At 34.1% G+C, this 15,533-nt stretch carries 17 protein-coding genes; 15 read left to right on the top strand and 2 right to left on the bottom strand.

Features of this window, described 5'->3' with window-relative positions:
* From rsmI to BN55_RS01345, 7 genes are all read left to right on the top strand, one after another.
* On the top strand, positions 1–858 hold the full coding sequence (gene rsmI, locus BN55_RS01375; protein WP_008469796.1) for a 16S rRNA (cytidine(1402)-2'-O)-methyltransferase: 858 nt from the start codon (positions 1–3) through the stop codon (positions 856–858).
* An 8-nt stretch (positions 859–866) separates the two neighbouring features.
* Positions 867–1,598, top strand: coding sequence for an acyl-[acyl-carrier-protein] thioesterase (locus tag BN55_RS01370; protein WP_008469795.1), 732 nt, complete (start codon positions 867–869; stop codon positions 1,596–1,598).
* Between the two features lie 44 nt (positions 1,599–1,642).
* Positions 1,643–2,158, top strand: a complete 516-nt coding sequence (locus BN55_RS01365) for a folate family ECF transporter S component (protein WP_040469153.1) — start codon at positions 1,643–1,645, stop codon at positions 2,156–2,158.
* 25 nt (positions 2,159–2,183) lie between these two features.
* A complete protein-coding gene (gene tsaB / locus BN55_RS01360; protein WP_008469793.1) occupies positions 2,184–2,915 on the top strand; it encodes a tRNA (adenosine(37)-N6)-threonylcarbamoyltransferase complex dimerization subunit type 1 TsaB in 732 nt (243 codons plus the stop codon).
* Positions 2,899–3,459 carry a ribosomal protein S18-alanine N-acetyltransferase gene (rimI, locus tag BN55_RS01355; RefSeq protein ID WP_040469108.1) on the top strand — a complete coding sequence of 187 codons (561 nt, stop codon included), beginning with the start codon at positions 2,899–2,901 and terminating at the stop codon, positions 3,457–3,459. Before tsaB ends, rimI begins: the two co-directional genes overlap by 17 nt.
* Positions 3,456–4,502 (top strand): tRNA (adenosine(37)-N6)-threonylcarbamoyltransferase complex transferase subunit TsaD, encoded by a 1,047-nt coding sequence (tsaD, locus tag BN55_RS01350; protein ID WP_008469790.1) that lies wholly within the window; start codon positions 3,456–3,458, stop codon positions 4,500–4,502. Before rimI ends, tsaD begins: the two co-directional genes overlap by 4 nt.
* Before the next feature lie 118 nt (positions 4,503–4,620).
* Positions 4,621–5,331: a zinc-ribbon domain-containing protein gene (locus BN55_RS01345; RefSeq protein WP_008469789.1), complete on the top strand. Its 711-nt coding sequence runs from the start codon at positions 4,621–4,623 to the stop codon at positions 5,329–5,331.
* Between the two features lie 58 nt (positions 5,332–5,389).
* Here BN55_RS01345 and BN55_RS01340 read toward each other — a convergent pair whose 3' ends face one another.
* Positions 5,390–6,382, bottom strand: coding sequence for a GMP reductase (locus BN55_RS01340; protein WP_008469787.1), 993 nt, complete (start codon positions 6,380–6,382; stop codon positions 5,390–5,392).
* Positions 6,383–6,572: 190 nt separating this feature from the next.
* Between BN55_RS01340 and BN55_RS01335 the strand changes: the two genes are divergently transcribed.
* The 7 genes from BN55_RS01335 to BN55_RS01305 all read left to right on the top strand — a co-directional run bounded on the left by BN55_RS01335 (position 6,573) and on the right by BN55_RS01305 (position 12,289).
* The gene (locus BN55_RS01335; protein ID WP_008469785.1) at positions 6,573–7,862 is read left to right on the top strand and encodes an adenylosuccinate synthase; all 1,290 of its coding nucleotides are present in this window, start codon (positions 6,573–6,575) and stop codon (positions 7,860–7,862) included.
* Positions 7,863–7,865: 3 nt separating this feature from the next.
* Complete coding sequence (purB, locus tag BN55_RS01330) at positions 7,866–9,161, top strand: adenylosuccinate lyase (RefSeq protein WP_008469784.1); 1,296 nt, start codon at positions 7,866–7,868, stop codon at positions 9,159–9,161.
* A gap of 144 nt (positions 9,162–9,305) precedes the next feature.
* Complete coding sequence (locus BN55_RS01325) at positions 9,306–9,554, top strand: hypothetical protein (RefSeq protein ID WP_008469783.1); 249 nt, start codon at positions 9,306–9,308, stop codon at positions 9,552–9,554.
* Positions 9,554–9,796 carry a hypothetical protein gene (locus BN55_RS01320; RefSeq protein WP_008469782.1) on the top strand — a complete coding sequence of 81 codons (243 nt, stop codon included), beginning with the start codon at positions 9,554–9,556 and terminating at the stop codon, positions 9,794–9,796. The genes BN55_RS01325 and BN55_RS01320 overlap by 1 nt, the downstream gene beginning before the upstream one ends.
* Before the next feature lie 87 nt (positions 9,797–9,883).
* Positions 9,884–10,183, top strand: coding sequence for a hypothetical protein (locus BN55_RS01315; RefSeq protein WP_008469781.1), 300 nt, complete (start codon positions 9,884–9,886; stop codon positions 10,181–10,183).
* An 89-nt stretch (positions 10,184–10,272) separates the two neighbouring features.
* Positions 10,273–11,529, top strand: coding sequence for a sensor histidine kinase (locus tag BN55_RS01310; protein WP_040469150.1), 1,257 nt, complete (start codon positions 10,273–10,275; stop codon positions 11,527–11,529).
* A 1-nt stretch (position 11,530) separates the two neighbouring features.
* Positions 11,531–12,289, top strand: coding sequence for a LytR/AlgR family response regulator transcription factor (locus BN55_RS01305; protein ID WP_040469106.1), 759 nt, complete (start codon positions 11,531–11,533; stop codon positions 12,287–12,289).
* A gap of 388 nt (positions 12,290–12,677) precedes the next feature.
* Here BN55_RS01305 and BN55_RS01300 read toward each other — a convergent pair whose 3' ends face one another.
* Positions 12,678–14,603: an ABC-F family ATP-binding cassette domain-containing protein gene (locus tag BN55_RS01300; protein WP_008469777.1), complete on the bottom strand. Its 1,926-nt coding sequence runs from the start codon at positions 14,601–14,603 to the stop codon at positions 12,678–12,680.
* 195 nt (positions 14,604–14,798) lie between these two features.
* Between BN55_RS01300 and BN55_RS01295 the strand changes: the two genes are divergently transcribed.
* Positions 14,799–15,437: a redox-sensing transcriptional repressor Rex gene (locus BN55_RS01295; protein ID WP_008469775.1), complete on the top strand. Its 639-nt coding sequence runs from the start codon at positions 14,799–14,801 to the stop codon at positions 15,435–15,437.
* Positions 15,438–15,533 lie beyond the last annotated feature (96 nt).

Raw genomic sequence — 15,533 nt, 5'->3', positions numbered from 1 at the left:
ATGCAGATACAGCGTAGTTTTAAACAAGATAAAGTTGGTCATTTATATTTAGTTCCAACTCCAATTGGAAATTTAGAAGATATCACTTTAAGAGCAAAACGTATTTTAACTGAAGCTGACTATATTGCAGCAGAAGATACGCGAACTAGTGGTATTTTGCTAGAAAAAATTGGCGTTCATAACCATATGATTTCTTTTCATAAGTATAATTCTAAGCAAAGGGCGCCAGAATTAATTAAAATTTTGCGGTCCGGTAAAGATATTGCAGAAATTTCCGATGCAGGGATGCCAGTGATTTCTGATCCAGGTTATATTTTGGTGCAAGAATGCATTAAGAATGATATTCCTGTTGTTCCACTTCCGGGACCATCTGCTTTTGCGACAGCATTAATTGCGTCAGGTTTTGATGCGCAGCCATTTACTTACTACGGTTTTTTGCCAAGAAAAAGCAGCGAGCAAGGGGAATTTTTTGAAAAGATGGCACAAAGCAGTGCAACGTCTATTTTCTATGAAGCACCTCACCGTCTGAAAAAGACTTTAAAAACATTATCTAAATATATTGCTAGAAATCGGCAAATTGTATGTGCTCGAGAATTAACTAAGATTCATGAAGAATTTATTCGTGGAAGTATTGAAGAAGTGCAAGATTATTTTGCAGAAAATGATCCACGGGGTGAATTTGTAATTTTAGTTTCTCCTAATACTGAACAGGAGAAAACTTTGTCTTGGTCTGAACTAATTGATCAAGTAAATGAATTGGTTGACCAAGATATTAGCAAAAAAGATGCTATTAAAAAAGTGGCTAAAGAAAATAATGTTTCCAAAAATGAACTTTACGATAAGTATCATCAAAACTGAGGCGAATTATGGCAATTTATCGACAAGAAAAGTTAATTAATTATAGCGATACTGATGAAAATGGAACCTTAAAGCTGCCATCATTGGTTAACTTCATGATGGAAACGTCCAATAAGCAATTGTCAGCTGGTGGGGCTGGCATTAGCGATTTTTTGAAAAAAGGATTAGGCTGGGTAGTTGTTGATTATGAATTTGATATCAGGCGCTTGCCTAAAGCTGGTGAAAAGATAACTTTTACTACAAATGCCAGTGGCTATAATCGTTTTTTTGAGTATCGCGATTTTGGCGCTTTTGATGAAGATGATAATCAAATTATTGATGTTAAAAGCCAGTGGGTTATCTTAGATTTAAAAAAGCGTAAGATTGTCGAAGCAAATGAAGATTTAATGAAAGCATTTGATAATCAAAAACTATCTAAAATGCCCCACTTTAAACGTCTACGTAAGTTATCACAATATGATACAGAAAATCCGTATCGCGTAAGATATTATGATCTGGACACAAACCATCATCTAACTAATAGTCGGTATTTTGATTGGATTATAGATAGTTTAGACCGCGACTTTTTAAATAGTCATGAACTTACTGCAATCAATATTACTTTTAAAAAGGAAGTAAAGTATGGTCAAATAGCTCAATCTAAGTTAAAATTAGATCAAGATAATTTGATTTCATATCATCTAATCTCGCACGAATCAGATATTTGTGCTTTGGCGGAATTAAAATGGAAGAATAAGTAATATAGCATGACTTGGGTCATGCTTTTTTAGAAAGTGTGATTCCAATGAGTGAAACTAAATTAAGATTAAATTTACAAGATTTAGTCATCCTTGCCTTATTAATTGCAATAAATATTGTTTTGCAAAAAATTCAATTTGGTCCCGCTTATTTAAAAGTGGGGCTTGGGTTTATTGGCTTAACTATGCTAGGCTATTATTTTGGCCCAGTCTGGGGCAGCATTGGAGCCGGCGTTAGCGACATTTTAATGTCGACAGCTTTTGGCGTTGAAGGGGGATTTTTCCCTGGCTTTACTCTTTCAGCAATGCTAGGAGCTTTAATTTACGGCATCTTTTTTTATAAACAACCAATTAAAATTTGGCGAATAATTGTTTCAACATTGCTAGTAACAGCATTAGTTAATGTCTTACTTAATACATACTGGCTTCATTTATTGTATGGATTAAATTTAAAAGCCGCCTTTTTATCTAGAATCTTAAAAGAATTAATTGTTCCCTGGATTCAGATGATTGTGATCTATATCGTCTTAAAAGCCTTACAACGTGTTAAAATAAAAAAGTAATTTTATTTGTAGAAGGAACATCTTAATGAAGATCTTAAGTATGACAACAGCAACTAATCATTTAAGTGTTGCTATCAGCGAAGATAATAAGTTAATCGCTGAAAAAAATGAGGAAGATCAAAGAAATCATAGCGAACATTTGGATCCTATGATTAGTCAAATTTTAAAAGATAATAATTTAACTTTAAACGATATTGATAGGTTTGCAGTAGCTCAAGGTCCAGGCTCGTATACTGGTTTAAGAATTGGAATTACAACTGCGAAGATGTTTAGTTCAATTTTAAATAAAGAATTAGTTGGCGTTTCTACTTTAGCAGCTTTAGCTCAAGGCGTACAGGCAGATGGCGTGATTGTTGCCGAATTAGATGCCAGAAATAAGAACTTCTTTGCTGGCATTTATGTTAAAGAAAACGGCGAAGTTAAGAATCTGGTTGAAGATGGTCACTATCATCTTGATGAACTAATTAAAAAAGCTAAGCAAGTAGCCTCCGTGCACAAGTTAATTTTTGTAGGTAGCGATATCGACAAATATCGTCAAGAAATCAGCGATTTGTTAGGAAACGATAATTTTATGCAGGCTAAAGATGTAAATCAAGTTAGTGCTAAAAATATCGGCTTATTAGCACTTGATGCTCAACCTATGGATCCTGATGAAATGATTCCAAAATATTTGCGCAGAACGCAAGCTGAGTTAGATTGGCATAAGAAGACAGGAAAAGCTTATGGACCTGATAGCGATTATGTGGAAGAAGTTTAGTTACTTTTTTCATCCAGATAAAATTGACTTATCTTTTTCACCATTTGCAATGAGGCTAAACGGTCAAACCTTGCAAGTGATGAAAGCAAGCGATGAAAATATTTCTGATTTGCTTGTTTTAGAGCAAGAAGTTTATTCAGGTAGAACCCCGTGGAATAAGTTTTCGTTTAAAAACGAATTGCAAAAACATACTAATTCGATTTATTTAGTGGTTTATGAAGGTTCTACTTTGGTAGCTTTTATTGGGATGCGCATGCAAGCTCAAGAAGGCCATATCACTAATATTGCAGTAAAGCCCGCTTATCAACATCAGGGTATTGGTACGTTTTTATTGAAGTTAATGATTGATTTAGCGCGAAAAAATAATGCTGTTCAAATGACATTAGAAGTACGTACTGATAATGAGCAAGCCAAGGGAGTTTATAAAAAATTGGGTTTTGAGCCTAATTTTGTAAGAAGAAATTATTATATCTCTGAACATGCGGATGCTTTAAGCATGATTTTGAAATTGTCCGATATTAAAAAGAAGGAAATTATAAAGTGACAAAAAAAGATATTCGAATTTTAGCTTTTGAAAGTTCATGTGACGAAACCTCAACTGCCGTCATTAAAAATGGACGTGAAATTGAAAGTTTAGTAGTAGCTACTCAAATCAAATCGCACCAACGCTTTGGTGGAGTAGTCCCAGAAGTAGCTAGTCGTCACCATATTGAAGTAATTACGCAAATTACTAAACAAGCTCTTGAGCAAGCCAAAGCAAGCTGGAAAGATATTGATGCCATTGCCGTAACTTATGGTCCAGGATTAGTTGGTGCGCTTTTAATTGGAGTTAGTGCTGCAAAAGCTGCTTCTATGGCAACAGGAATTCCTTTAATTGGAGTCGACCATATTATGGGCCATATTATGGCTGCCCAACTTAAAGATGAAATTGAATACCCAGCATTAGCTTTGCAAGTATCCGGTGGTCATACTGAAATTGTTTTAATGCATGATCCAATCCATTTTGAAATTATTGGCGATACTCGTGATGATGCTGCAGGAGAAGCTTATGATAAAATCGGCCGAGTACTAGGCGTTAATTATCCTGCTGGTAAGACCATTGATGAATGGGCACATAAGGGGAAGGATACTTTCCATTTTCCAAGAGCAATGATGGAAGATGATGACTATGACTTTTCATTTTCCGGATTAAAGAGTGCTTTTATCAACACTTGCCACCATGCAGATCAAATTCATGAAAAGCTGAATAAATATGATTTAGCTGCTAGTTTTCAAGCTTCTGTTGTTGATGTATTGAGTCATAAGACAATGAGAGCCATTAAGCAGTATAAGCCTAAGACCTTTATTTTAGGTGGTGGGGTAGCTGCTAACCATGGTTTGCGTGATCGTTTAGCTGAAGAAATTGAAAAATTGCCTTCTGACATTAAGCCAAAAGTAATTTTACCAGACTTAAAATTGTGTGGTGATAATGCAGCAATGATTGGTGCTGCCGCTTATAATTTGTATAATGCAGGCAAATTTAGCGATGAACATTTAAATGCAGATCCTTCGTTAGAATTACCTTATGCACAAAGTATGTTAAATTAAAAAATAAAGCTAGTATTCGCTAGCTTTATTTTTTCTCTGAGTGCTAATACTTATTGTTTACTTTGCTGGTTGGTATAATAAAGATGCATGTTACGAGACTAATGAGGAGGTAAGCAAAATGAAAGAATGTCCAAAGTGCGGGCAGAAAATGTCTGCAGATGCAAAGTTTTGTTCAAATTGTGGACAAGATGTAAGCGACGTTAGTTTAAATAAAGATGAGCAAGAGTCAATTGGTTATTGGAGATGGATCTACAGATCATGGCGTTATCCAATGAATAGTGAAGGTGGAGCTGCCCCATGGTATGGAATTGTAACTTTGCTTTGGGAAGACGCATTATTATTTATCGGAATGGCAATAGCGGGATCTTCTTTTGCAAATGCATTTTTTGGAATCCATCTATTTGGCTTGTTTGGTGCTCAAGTAACGAACTTGGTATTTGACTTAATTATTATCTTACTTTTATTCCAAGTAGTTACCATTTTATGTTCAATGGTCGGACATTTATTTATATTTGGTACAGTAAAAGGTTTCTGGCACTATGTAAATCGTGTTACTCAAGCAAGCAACTGCAATACTATAGTTGCTGTAATTGCCTTTATTTGCTTATTATTTACAGTAAATTCAGGAATTATTAGTGCTGGCTATAACTTATTCATTTTATTTGGTAGTTTATTTAGCTTAGGCTCATTTGTAGTAGCTTTACGTGGCAATCCTGATGACGAACCAGTAATGCACGATCCATTTTATGGTGCTGTTATTTACAGCGCAGCATTGGCAATTGCGTATGCATTGCTGTTTGCATTCTTTAGAGTTATTGCCAACTTTTAACTGAAATCAACAAAAAATCTCACTGCTTGAAAATTTGACAGTGAGATTTTTTGTTTATCTATTTATCGCCATCCATGATTGAGGATTTTACAATTACATAATCGACTAAACGAATTGCGTTTAAGTCTTTGCCTCCAGCGTAAGAAATTGAAGATTGTAAATCTTCTTGCATTTCTTGTAAGGTATCTTTAATAGAGCCACGATAAGGAACTAGCATTTGTTTTCCTTCAACGTTGCGATAAGCACCTTTTTGGACCTCAGAAGCAGAGCCCCAGTATTGTTTGTAAGTTTTACCGTCAATCTTGATAATATTGCCAGGAGATTCTTCATGACCAGCAAAAAGCGAGCCGATCATCACCATGCTTGCGCCAAATCGAACTGATTTAGCAATATCGCCATTATGACGAATTCCGCCATCAGCAATTAAAGGCTTGCTGGCTGCTTTGGAGCACATTCTTAAAGCTGCTAATTGCCAGCCACCAGTTCCAAAACCTGTTTTTAATTTAGTAATGCAAGCTCGGCCAGGTCCTACACCGACTTTGGTAGCATCGGCTCCAGCATTTTCTAATTCACGTACAGCTTCAGGAGTAGCAATATTACCTGCAGTTAAAAAGGAATCGGGTAATTTATCTTTAATGTATTTGATCATCTTAATTACAAAATTTGAATGACCGTGAGCCACATCAATTGTAATGTATTCAGGAACCAGGTTTTCTTTAGCTAGTTGGTCGATAAAATCGTATTCGCTATCTTTAATTCCCACGGAAATTGATGCAAATAAGCCTTTATCATGCATCATCTTGATAAAATTGGCTCTTTTTTCTGGATAAAAACGATGCATTACATAGTAATAATCATTTTCAGCAAGCCAAATAGCTAGCTTTTCATCAATAACGCTCTCCATATTTGCGGGAACAACAGGAATCTTAAATGTTCGGTTTCCAAATTTAACGCTTGTATCGGCTTCTTTACGGCTTTTAATGATACATTTGTTAGGAACTAATTGGATATCGTCGTAGTCAAATGCTTCCATACTAAAATAGTTACTCAAATTAAATACCTCGCTATTTGTAAATCACACAGGCTAATATACGGGTAAAAATATTAAAAGTCAAGATGAAAGTTGAACTTTATTTTGAATAAATATTTAAAACGTTCGGAAAACGATTGACTTAATTATTTTCGATTGTTAAACTAGATTTCGGTTTTGAGATTTTTAATTTTTTATGAGGTGAACTTAAATGACAGCAGTTGCAGTTGTAGGTAGCCAATGGGGCGACGAAGGTAAAGGAAAGATTACTGACTTTTTAAGTAAAGACGCTACTATGGCAGTCCGTTCAAATGGTGGGAATAACGCCGGACATACTATCGAAATTGATGGTAAAGATTTCAAGATGCGTTTAATTCCATCAGGTATTTTTGCTGCTTCCAAAGGTGCAGTTATTGGTAATGGTGTAGTTATCAATCCAGAAGTTATGTTTGAAGAATTAGATAACTTGGAAAAAAATGGTATTGATACTAGCAAGTTGAGAATTTCTAATCGTGCTCACATCATTATGCCTTATGATATCAAGCAAGATGAATATCAAGAAGAAGCTAAAGGTGCTAACAAGATTGGTACTACTAAGAATGGTATTGGACCAACTTATATGGATAAGGCTTCAAGAATTGGTATCCGCGTTTGCGATTTACTTGAAAAAGATACTTTTGAAGAAAAATTACGTGCTAATTTAAAAGTTAAAAACGAATTATTCACTAAGGTTTATGGTAAGCCTGCATTGAAGTTTGAAGATATTTTTGACAAGTATTATGAATACGGTCAAAAGATGAAGAAATACGTTACTGATACTTCTGTTTTAGTTAACGATGCTCTTGATAACGATGAAAAAGTATTGTTTGAAGGTGCTCAGGGCGTGATGCTTGATATTGACGAAGGAACTTATCCATTTGTTACCTCATCGAATACTATTTCTGGTGGTATTGCTTCTGGTATCGGTATGGGTGCTAATCGCTTGAATACTGTGATTGGCGTATGTAAAGCTTATACTACTCGCGTTGGTGCTGGTCCATTTCCTACTGAACTATTAGATGAAGTAGGCGATCGCATTCGTGAAACTGCTCATGAATATGGTACTGTAACTGGCCGTCCACGTAGAGTTGGCTGGTTTGACTCTGTTGCTTTACGTCATGCAAAACGCGTTGCTGGTATTAACGGCTTAAGTTTGAACTTGCTTGATATTTTCTCAGGCTTTGATTCAGTTAAGATTGCAACTGCTTATGAATTAGATGGCGAAAAGATCGATTATTACCCAGCTAGTTTGAAAGAATTATATCGCTGTAAGCCTGTTTATGAAGAATTACCAGCTTGGGATGAAGATATTACTCAAGTTAAGAAATATGAAGACTTGCCAGAAAATGCGAAAAAGTTTTTAGCTCGAATTGAAGAAGTGACAGGGCTTCCTTTGGTAACCGTTTCTGTAGGTCCTGATAGAGAGCAAACTATTGTTTTAAGAAATCCATGGGAAATGTAATTTATGTTAGAGCGTTATACTCGTCCAGAAATGGGCAAAGTTTGGACAGATGAAAATAAATATTCAGCTTGGTTGAAAGTTGAAATTGCAGCAACAAATGCTTGGGCAGAGCTTGGTGAAGTGCCAAAACAAGATGCTGAAAAAATTGCTAAAAATGCATCCTTTACTGCTGAGCGCGTAGCAGAACTTGAACAAGTAACGCACCATGATGTGGTTGCTTTTACACGGACTGTTTCTGAAAGTTTGGGCGAAGAAAAAAAGTGGGTTCACTTTGGTCTTACTTCAACAGATGTAGTTGATACTGCTCAAGGCGTATTGCTTAAGCAAGCCGATGAAATCATCAGAAAAGACTTGCATGAATTAAAAAAGACGATTGCCGAAAAAGCTAAGAAATATAAATATACGGTTGAAATGGGACGCACTCATGGCGTTCAAGCAGAACCAACTACTTTTGGCTTAAAGCTTGCTCGCTGGTATGCCGAAATTAACCGTGATATTGAACGTTTTGAACATGCTGCTAAAGGCGTTGAATCTGGTAAGATTTCCGGTGCCGTTGGAACGTTTGCCAATGTTCCACCAGCTGTTGAAACGAGCGTGATGAAACAATTAGGCTTAACTCAGCAGCCAATTACTAGTCAAGTTTTGCCTAGAGATTTGCATGCAGAATATATTGCGATGCTTGCTTTAATTGCAACTAGCATCGAAAATTGGGCAACAGAAATTCGAGGCCTGCAACGTAGTGAAATTCATGAAGTTGAAGAACACTTTAGAGCAGGTCAAAAAGGTTCATCTGCAATGCCGCACAAGCGTAATCCAATTGGATCAGAGAATTTATGCGGAATGGCTCGGGTAGTTCGCGGACATATTGTGACTGCTTATGAAGATGTTGCTTTATGGCATGAGCGCGATATTTCTCATTCAAGTGCTGAGCGTGTGATTTTGCCAGACACAACAATTGCAATTGATTATATGCTTCACCGCTTCAATCGAATTTTGACTAACTTAGATGTATTCCCAGAAACAATGCTCAAGAATATGGATCGGACTTATGGTTTGATTTATTCACAAAGAGTATTGCTTAAGTTAATTGATGAAGCAGGATTATCACGTGAAAAAGCATATGATATGGTGCAAAAGCTAACTGCTAAGTCTTGGAATGAACAAAAGCAATTCCGGCCACTTGTGGAAAATAGCGAAATTATGAATTATCTCTCTAAAGAAGATATTGATGATGCATTTGATTATCATTATCACTTGCGTCATGTGGATGATATTTTCAAAAAGTGTGGATTAGATTAAAAATTAAAGCTCCAGTGCTGATTTTGTTGGCACTGGAGTTTTTTGTATGAATTTGAATAGATAATTAACGAATTTGAAGTTAATGAAATAAGAAATCTAAAGCAGATATACTACTTACGAAATCAAAAATGGAGGTCGAACAAAATGATGATAGATTTAATTGTAATTGCCGCACTCATTATTATTGGATTATTGATAAGTAAAAATCATCCTGAAAGAATTTGGCTTGTTTTAGCAATTGCCTTTATGGGACTTGCCTTAATTAACTTTCTTTCGGTTTATTTATCAAAAGATAATTGGGATTTAGCGATGTATGCTGTAAGTTTTTATAGTCTTGTTTTGGGATTGATATTTTTGATTGTATTTTTAGTTAAGAAAAGGAAGTTAAAATAATGAAGATTAAAAAATATGTTTTACTTGGTGCTGCAACCTTAGCTTTTGCAATTATTAATGTAAACCATGTTCAAGCAGCAACGGTTCCACAATCTAGCCAACAAGTTAGTGATAATAGTTTATCGCAAAATGATATAAGTGAGATCGATCAATATGTTAATGTGAAAAATAATGAATTTGTTCTAAATATTCCAGAAAATACGAATATTTCAGTAAATAAAATCCGTTTAGCTCAACAATAAATTAAAAACATAAATAATGGAATTAAAAGTAATAATCTCCTAATTGATCCAGAAACTAAAGAAATTGTTCAATATAATCCGTATACTATGTTTATTCAAGGTGCATTTAGTATTAGACCAGGATTACAAGCTAAATGGTTCTGGTGGGGACAACGTTCATATTACAGTTCCAATGCAGCAGTAGCATATACCGTAAATAAATATAGTCATTATAATGATGTACTTGGTCTTATTAGTCATGTCACTAAATATAAAATTGCAACATTTGGTTCGTTGTATTATAAGGGGCTGGCCATGCAATTACAAAATTACAATAATACTCATAGAAATAAGAGAATATATATGGATATTAATTGGGCTTATGTTCCATCTTTTGGTACATGGTAAGATTAAAGAGGATGATTCACAATCATCCTCTTTTCTGTTGGCTTATTACATGGTATTCTAAGACTTATTTTAGAAAGCTAGGCTTAATAATGTTCGCAATTTTCAATTATCTAATGTATTTCTTTTTCGATGCATATCAATTATTACTTTTTTATAGATTAAACCAGCGTAAATTAAGTTTAAGAAAAGATCTCATCAAAATTATCATTGTTTTGGCAGCTAGTTTAGCCATCCCTGATTTTCTAATTAGTCAACTAGTCTTTTTGATAATAGTTATTTGCTTGTACAGTATGAAAAATAGGATAGTTACCACTATCAGCACTATTTTATTTGCAAACTTGTTCACTTATGCAGGAGATCTATTTTTAAGATTAATTGCAATGCTATTACCAGCACTTGCTGTATATATGGTCCCAATTGCTGTAATTTACTTTATCCTAGTTCTTGTCTCAATAGAAAAATTAAAACTTTATCAATTGTTTACTCGAGAAAACAATTATTTACTATTAGGGTTAATAGTTTATGCTTTTGCAGCCTTGCATGTAATTGGATTAATTATTATGCGAGCTGATCAAGATGTTTCTGGTATTTTAATTAGCAGTATGCTTTTATTTGTTCAATTCTTATTTATGATCTATGCTTTTTATGCTCAAAATAAAATATACAAGCGAAGCCTAAAAAATAAACTAAAACAAGAAAGAGAACAAAATCTTGAAGCCTATCTTAAAAATTTGGAATATAGTGAAGAAAAACTGCGTCGTTTCAAACATGATTATCAAAATATGCTTTTAAGTTTGCGGTCGCTGGCTTCACAAGAAGATAGTTCTAAGCTCTTAGAAAAATTAGACACTTATTCCAAAAAAGAGCTTGATCAGGGAAGTTTTGAAAAGTATAAGAATTTAACTCGAATTAAAGATCTACAAATGAAAAGTTTGCTCATTAGTAAAATAAATGAGATCGAAAAAAAGCACATCAAGTTTAGTTTTGAATGCAGTACTGTAATTGATAATTTGGATAAGTTCATTGATCCGTTTGATTTAAGTAGAATAATTGGAATTGTTTTTGACAATGCAATTGAAGCAAGTGAGAATAATTCTACTGCTGAAATAAAATCTTATATGTTCCAAAATAAGAACTCTTTTATTTTTGAAATTGAAAATAAGATGTCAAATGACATAGAAGTGTCTAAAATTCAACAAGCTGGATATTCCACTAAAAATAAGCATCAAGGATTGGGACTATCAAATATAAATCAGATTAGAGCAAAATATCCTAACTTATTTATTAATTATCAAGTGAAACAAGACTGGTTTATCTTTAAATTGAATATAATAGGGGATGAATAAGATGCGAACTTATAAAATAGCCATTTGCGAAGATGACGAAAATCAAAATGCTCATTTGGCTGAAATGATTCAAAAATCTTGCACTGTTTTGTCTGACGAAAATAGTAGGTATGAAATTACAGATAAGTTTTATTCTTATGATGATGCAATTAAAGCTCTTTCTTCGAATTGTGCTGATATTTATTTTTTAGACATTCAATTAAGCGATAATCCTGACGATGCCAATGGTATTGAACTTGCTAATTTTATTCGCAATCAACAAGAAAATGCTCAAATTATTTTTATGACAACGCATGATGAATTAGCATTGTTAACATTTGAACGTCAAATTGAGGCTCTTGATTATATTATTAAAAATGATAATGAAGAAAAAATTCAGGCAAAAATTAGTCGTGACTTAGAAAAAGCAAGTACTAAAATAACTGAATTTAGTCAAAGTCAAGCTGATCTATTTACTTACCAAGTAGGAAATGGTTTTTATCGAATAAACATTAATGATATTTATTACATTTCAACAACGCCTTTTCCACATAGATTAAAAATTGTGGCTAATAATGAAGTTGGAGAATTTACTGGCGATATTAAAAATGTCCAAGATGAAGTTCCTAAATTTATCAAAGTATCGCAATCATATTTAGTTAATATGGAGAATATTGCTCGTGTTGATTTGAAAAAAAGATTAATTATTTTTCCTTCAGGTGAAGAAATTCAATTTGCTTTTAGTGCGAAAAGAAAAATTAAACAATATTTTGAGAAGTAATGGAAGGTATATAATATAAGTGGAAAGTATATCATAGTTTGCTAGTCATTATGGAGGAAGACATTATATAATTTTTGGAATATTGATTTGGTTAATTGCACTATATTTAATTGTTAGTTTAGGGATGCTAATTTATGGAAAATTGAAAAGGATAAAATTGTCCTCCAGTAGTTATGAAAAATCTAATCTGGGAGTAGTAATTATTACCACAGCACTTTTGTTGATTACGTTGATAATATTTATAGAACCTAGCATTTTATCGTTTAAAACAATGTTTTTTCCAGAATTGTGCATGATTTTAGGGCAGTTGATAATAATTAAGAATAACGAAAAATAACGAGTAAAAAACCTCCAGCGCTGAGTAATATCAGTGCTGGAGGTTTCTTCTTTATTCAAAATTATCTAATTCATCAATTGCTTTTTCCCAAGCCGCATTAGCTTTATCTAGTTTTTCTTGAACTGCGGATAATTTTTCTTGCAAAGGCCCAAGTTTTTCAAAAGAAGCAGCAATATCTGGATTTGCCATTTCTTCTTGAATTTCTTTTTCTTGATTTTCAAGCTCTTCGATTTCTTTTTCGCTATCGCTAACTGCGCGTTCTAACTTACGCTTTTGAGAATCACGTGCTTTTTGTTCTTGATAAGAAAGCTTACCTTTATTTTCAACTGGATTAGAAGTTTGTGTAGTTTCAGTTTTCGCAACAGCTTCTTGAATCTGTGCTTGTTTAGTCTTTTCATCAAGATAGTAAGAATAATTACCTTCGTAGATCTTTGCTTTACCATCTTGAACAACCACGATCTTATTAGCTAGTTGGTTAATGAAGTAACGGTCGTGAGAAACAAAGAGCAAAGTGCCGTCATAATCTGATAAGGCATTTTCGAGTACTTCTTTAGCTTCAATGTCCAAGTGGTTGGTTGGCTCATCCATAAGCAAGAAGTTGTCGTGTTCTAATGATAAAACTGTTAAAGTTAAACGAGCTTTTTGACCACCAGAAAGTTGACCAACCGTTTTATCAATGTCTTTAGCAGTAAATAAGAAACTAGCTAAAATTGAACGCACGTCTTTTTCTGGCATTGTCTTGTGACGATCCCAAATTGTGTCTAAAACAGTCTTAGAGGGATCAAGTCCTTGTAATTCTTGGTCATAATAGCCAATCTCTAAGCTGGCACCATATTTAATAGAACCAGATTTGGGCTTAAGCTGCTTCATGACTGTCTTTAATAAGGTGGATTTACCAATACCATTTGGTCCAATGATAGCTACACGATCGTTTTTGTTAACTTGAAAGTCAATATCTGAAACCATCGTTTTATCTGGATAGCCGATAGTTAAGTCTTTTAGAATTAATACTTCTTTACCCGATGGGTGATCGCTTGAAAAATGAATTCTAACTTTTGACTTATGCTTAGGTGGTGTTAGACGTTCCATTTTTTCTAATCGTTTACGTCGACTTTGAGCACGCTTAGTTGTAGTAGCACGAACCAAATTCTTTTGGATGAATTCTTCATCTTTTTTGATTTGTTCTTGCTGTTTTTCATAAGCTGCTTCTTGTTGGGTGTTCATCAGTTCACGCTCTTTAGTGTATTGCGTGTAATTACCTTTAAAAGTAGTCAGCTTACCAAAATCTAATTCAAAAATTTGATTTGCTAAATGATCTAAGAAGTACTGGTCGTGTGAGACAGTAACAATTGCGCCTTGATAATTCTTCAAGAATGCTTCTAGCCAATCTAACGTATCTAAATCGAGATAGTTGGTTGGTTCGTCAAGTAAAAGCAATGGTGGCTTTTGCAAAAGCAGTTTTACAAAAGCCAGGCGTGTTTTTTCACCGCCGGACAAAGTACCGATTACTTTATGCCAGGTAGCTTCTTTAAAGTTAAAGCCGTTTAAAATGCTTTTAATTTCAGCTTGATAAGTAAAGCCACCTTCTTGCTCAAATTCATAAGACATTTGATCATAGCGCTTGAGCAAGGCTTGATCTTCAGGATGATCAGCAATTTCTTGCTGCAGAGCAGTAATCTTTTTATTTTTTTGAATTAAATCATTAAACACTGTCAGCATTTCATCCCAAATAGTCTTATTTTCATCCAGACCGTTTTCCTGAGCAATATAGCCGACTTTAATGCCTTTATTAATAGTAAATTCGCCATGGGTTGGTTCTTGTTGACCAGTCATGATTTTTAATAAGGTGGTCTTTCCGGCACCATTAGGCCCAACTAAACCAATTCTGGCGTTATCAGGAATAGAAAAACTAACTCCTGAAAAAATAGTATTTGCGCCGAAGCGTTGTTCTAGATTTTGTCCTTGTGCAATAATCATAATAATTTTCTCCTAGCAAATATTGTAACATAGGGCTTTTGTAGGCAAAATAACTTCTATATTGTGAAAAATAATAAAAAGCAGTCTAATTTTGAATATTTGTGAAAAATAATACTTGATTTTTCCTTAATGATACGCGTATTATTGATTTGATTAGTAAAGATTTCACATTCACAAGTGAGAAGGGGTATGTAGATGAACGAAGAAATAAAAATTCCCAAGGCAACTGCCAAAAGATTGCCACTATATTATCGGTATTTAATATTTTTAAATGATGAAGGTAAAGAAAAGGTTTCATCTACTGAATTATCAGAAGCTGTCCAAGTTGATTCAGCTTCAATTAGACGTGACTTTTCATATTTTGGTGCTTTGGGCAAGCGCGGCTATGGTTATGACGTTAAGAATTTGCTTAACTTTTTTAAAAAGATTTTGAATCAAGATACCTTAACTAACGTTGCCCTAGTTGGTGTTGGTAATATGGGACATGCGCTACTTAATTATAACTTCAAGAGAACTAATAATATCAGAATTTCAGCTGCTTTTGATATTAATCCTGAAATTACGGGGACTATTATGAGTGGAGTGCCTGTATATGATATGAGCGAAATGAAGAAACAATTGCAAGAACAGCAAATTACGATTGCTATTTTATCAGTTCCTCAAAGTGCTGCACAAAAGACAGCTGATGAAATGATTGAAGCAGGTATAAAGGGAATTATGAATTTCACACCACTGCGTTTATCAGCACCAGCAGATGTTCGGGTGCAAAATGTAGATTTAGCTACGGAATTACAGACGTTGATTTACTTCTTAGATTCAGATAAAGAAAAATAATTTATATATTTTTTTAAGGCCTCAGAGTTTTGCTCTGGGGCTTTTTTTGCCACTTGGAATAAATTTTTGACCACTTATTCAGTTTCACTAGATTTT

The sequence above is a fragment of the Lactobacillus hominis DSM 23910 = CRBIP 24.179 genome, assembly GCF_000296835.1.
In the GTDB taxonomy this organism is placed as follows: Bacteria; Bacillota; Bacilli; order Lactobacillales; family Lactobacillaceae; genus Lactobacillus; species Lactobacillus hominis.
This window is presented reverse-complemented; position numbering and strand designations above follow the sequence as displayed.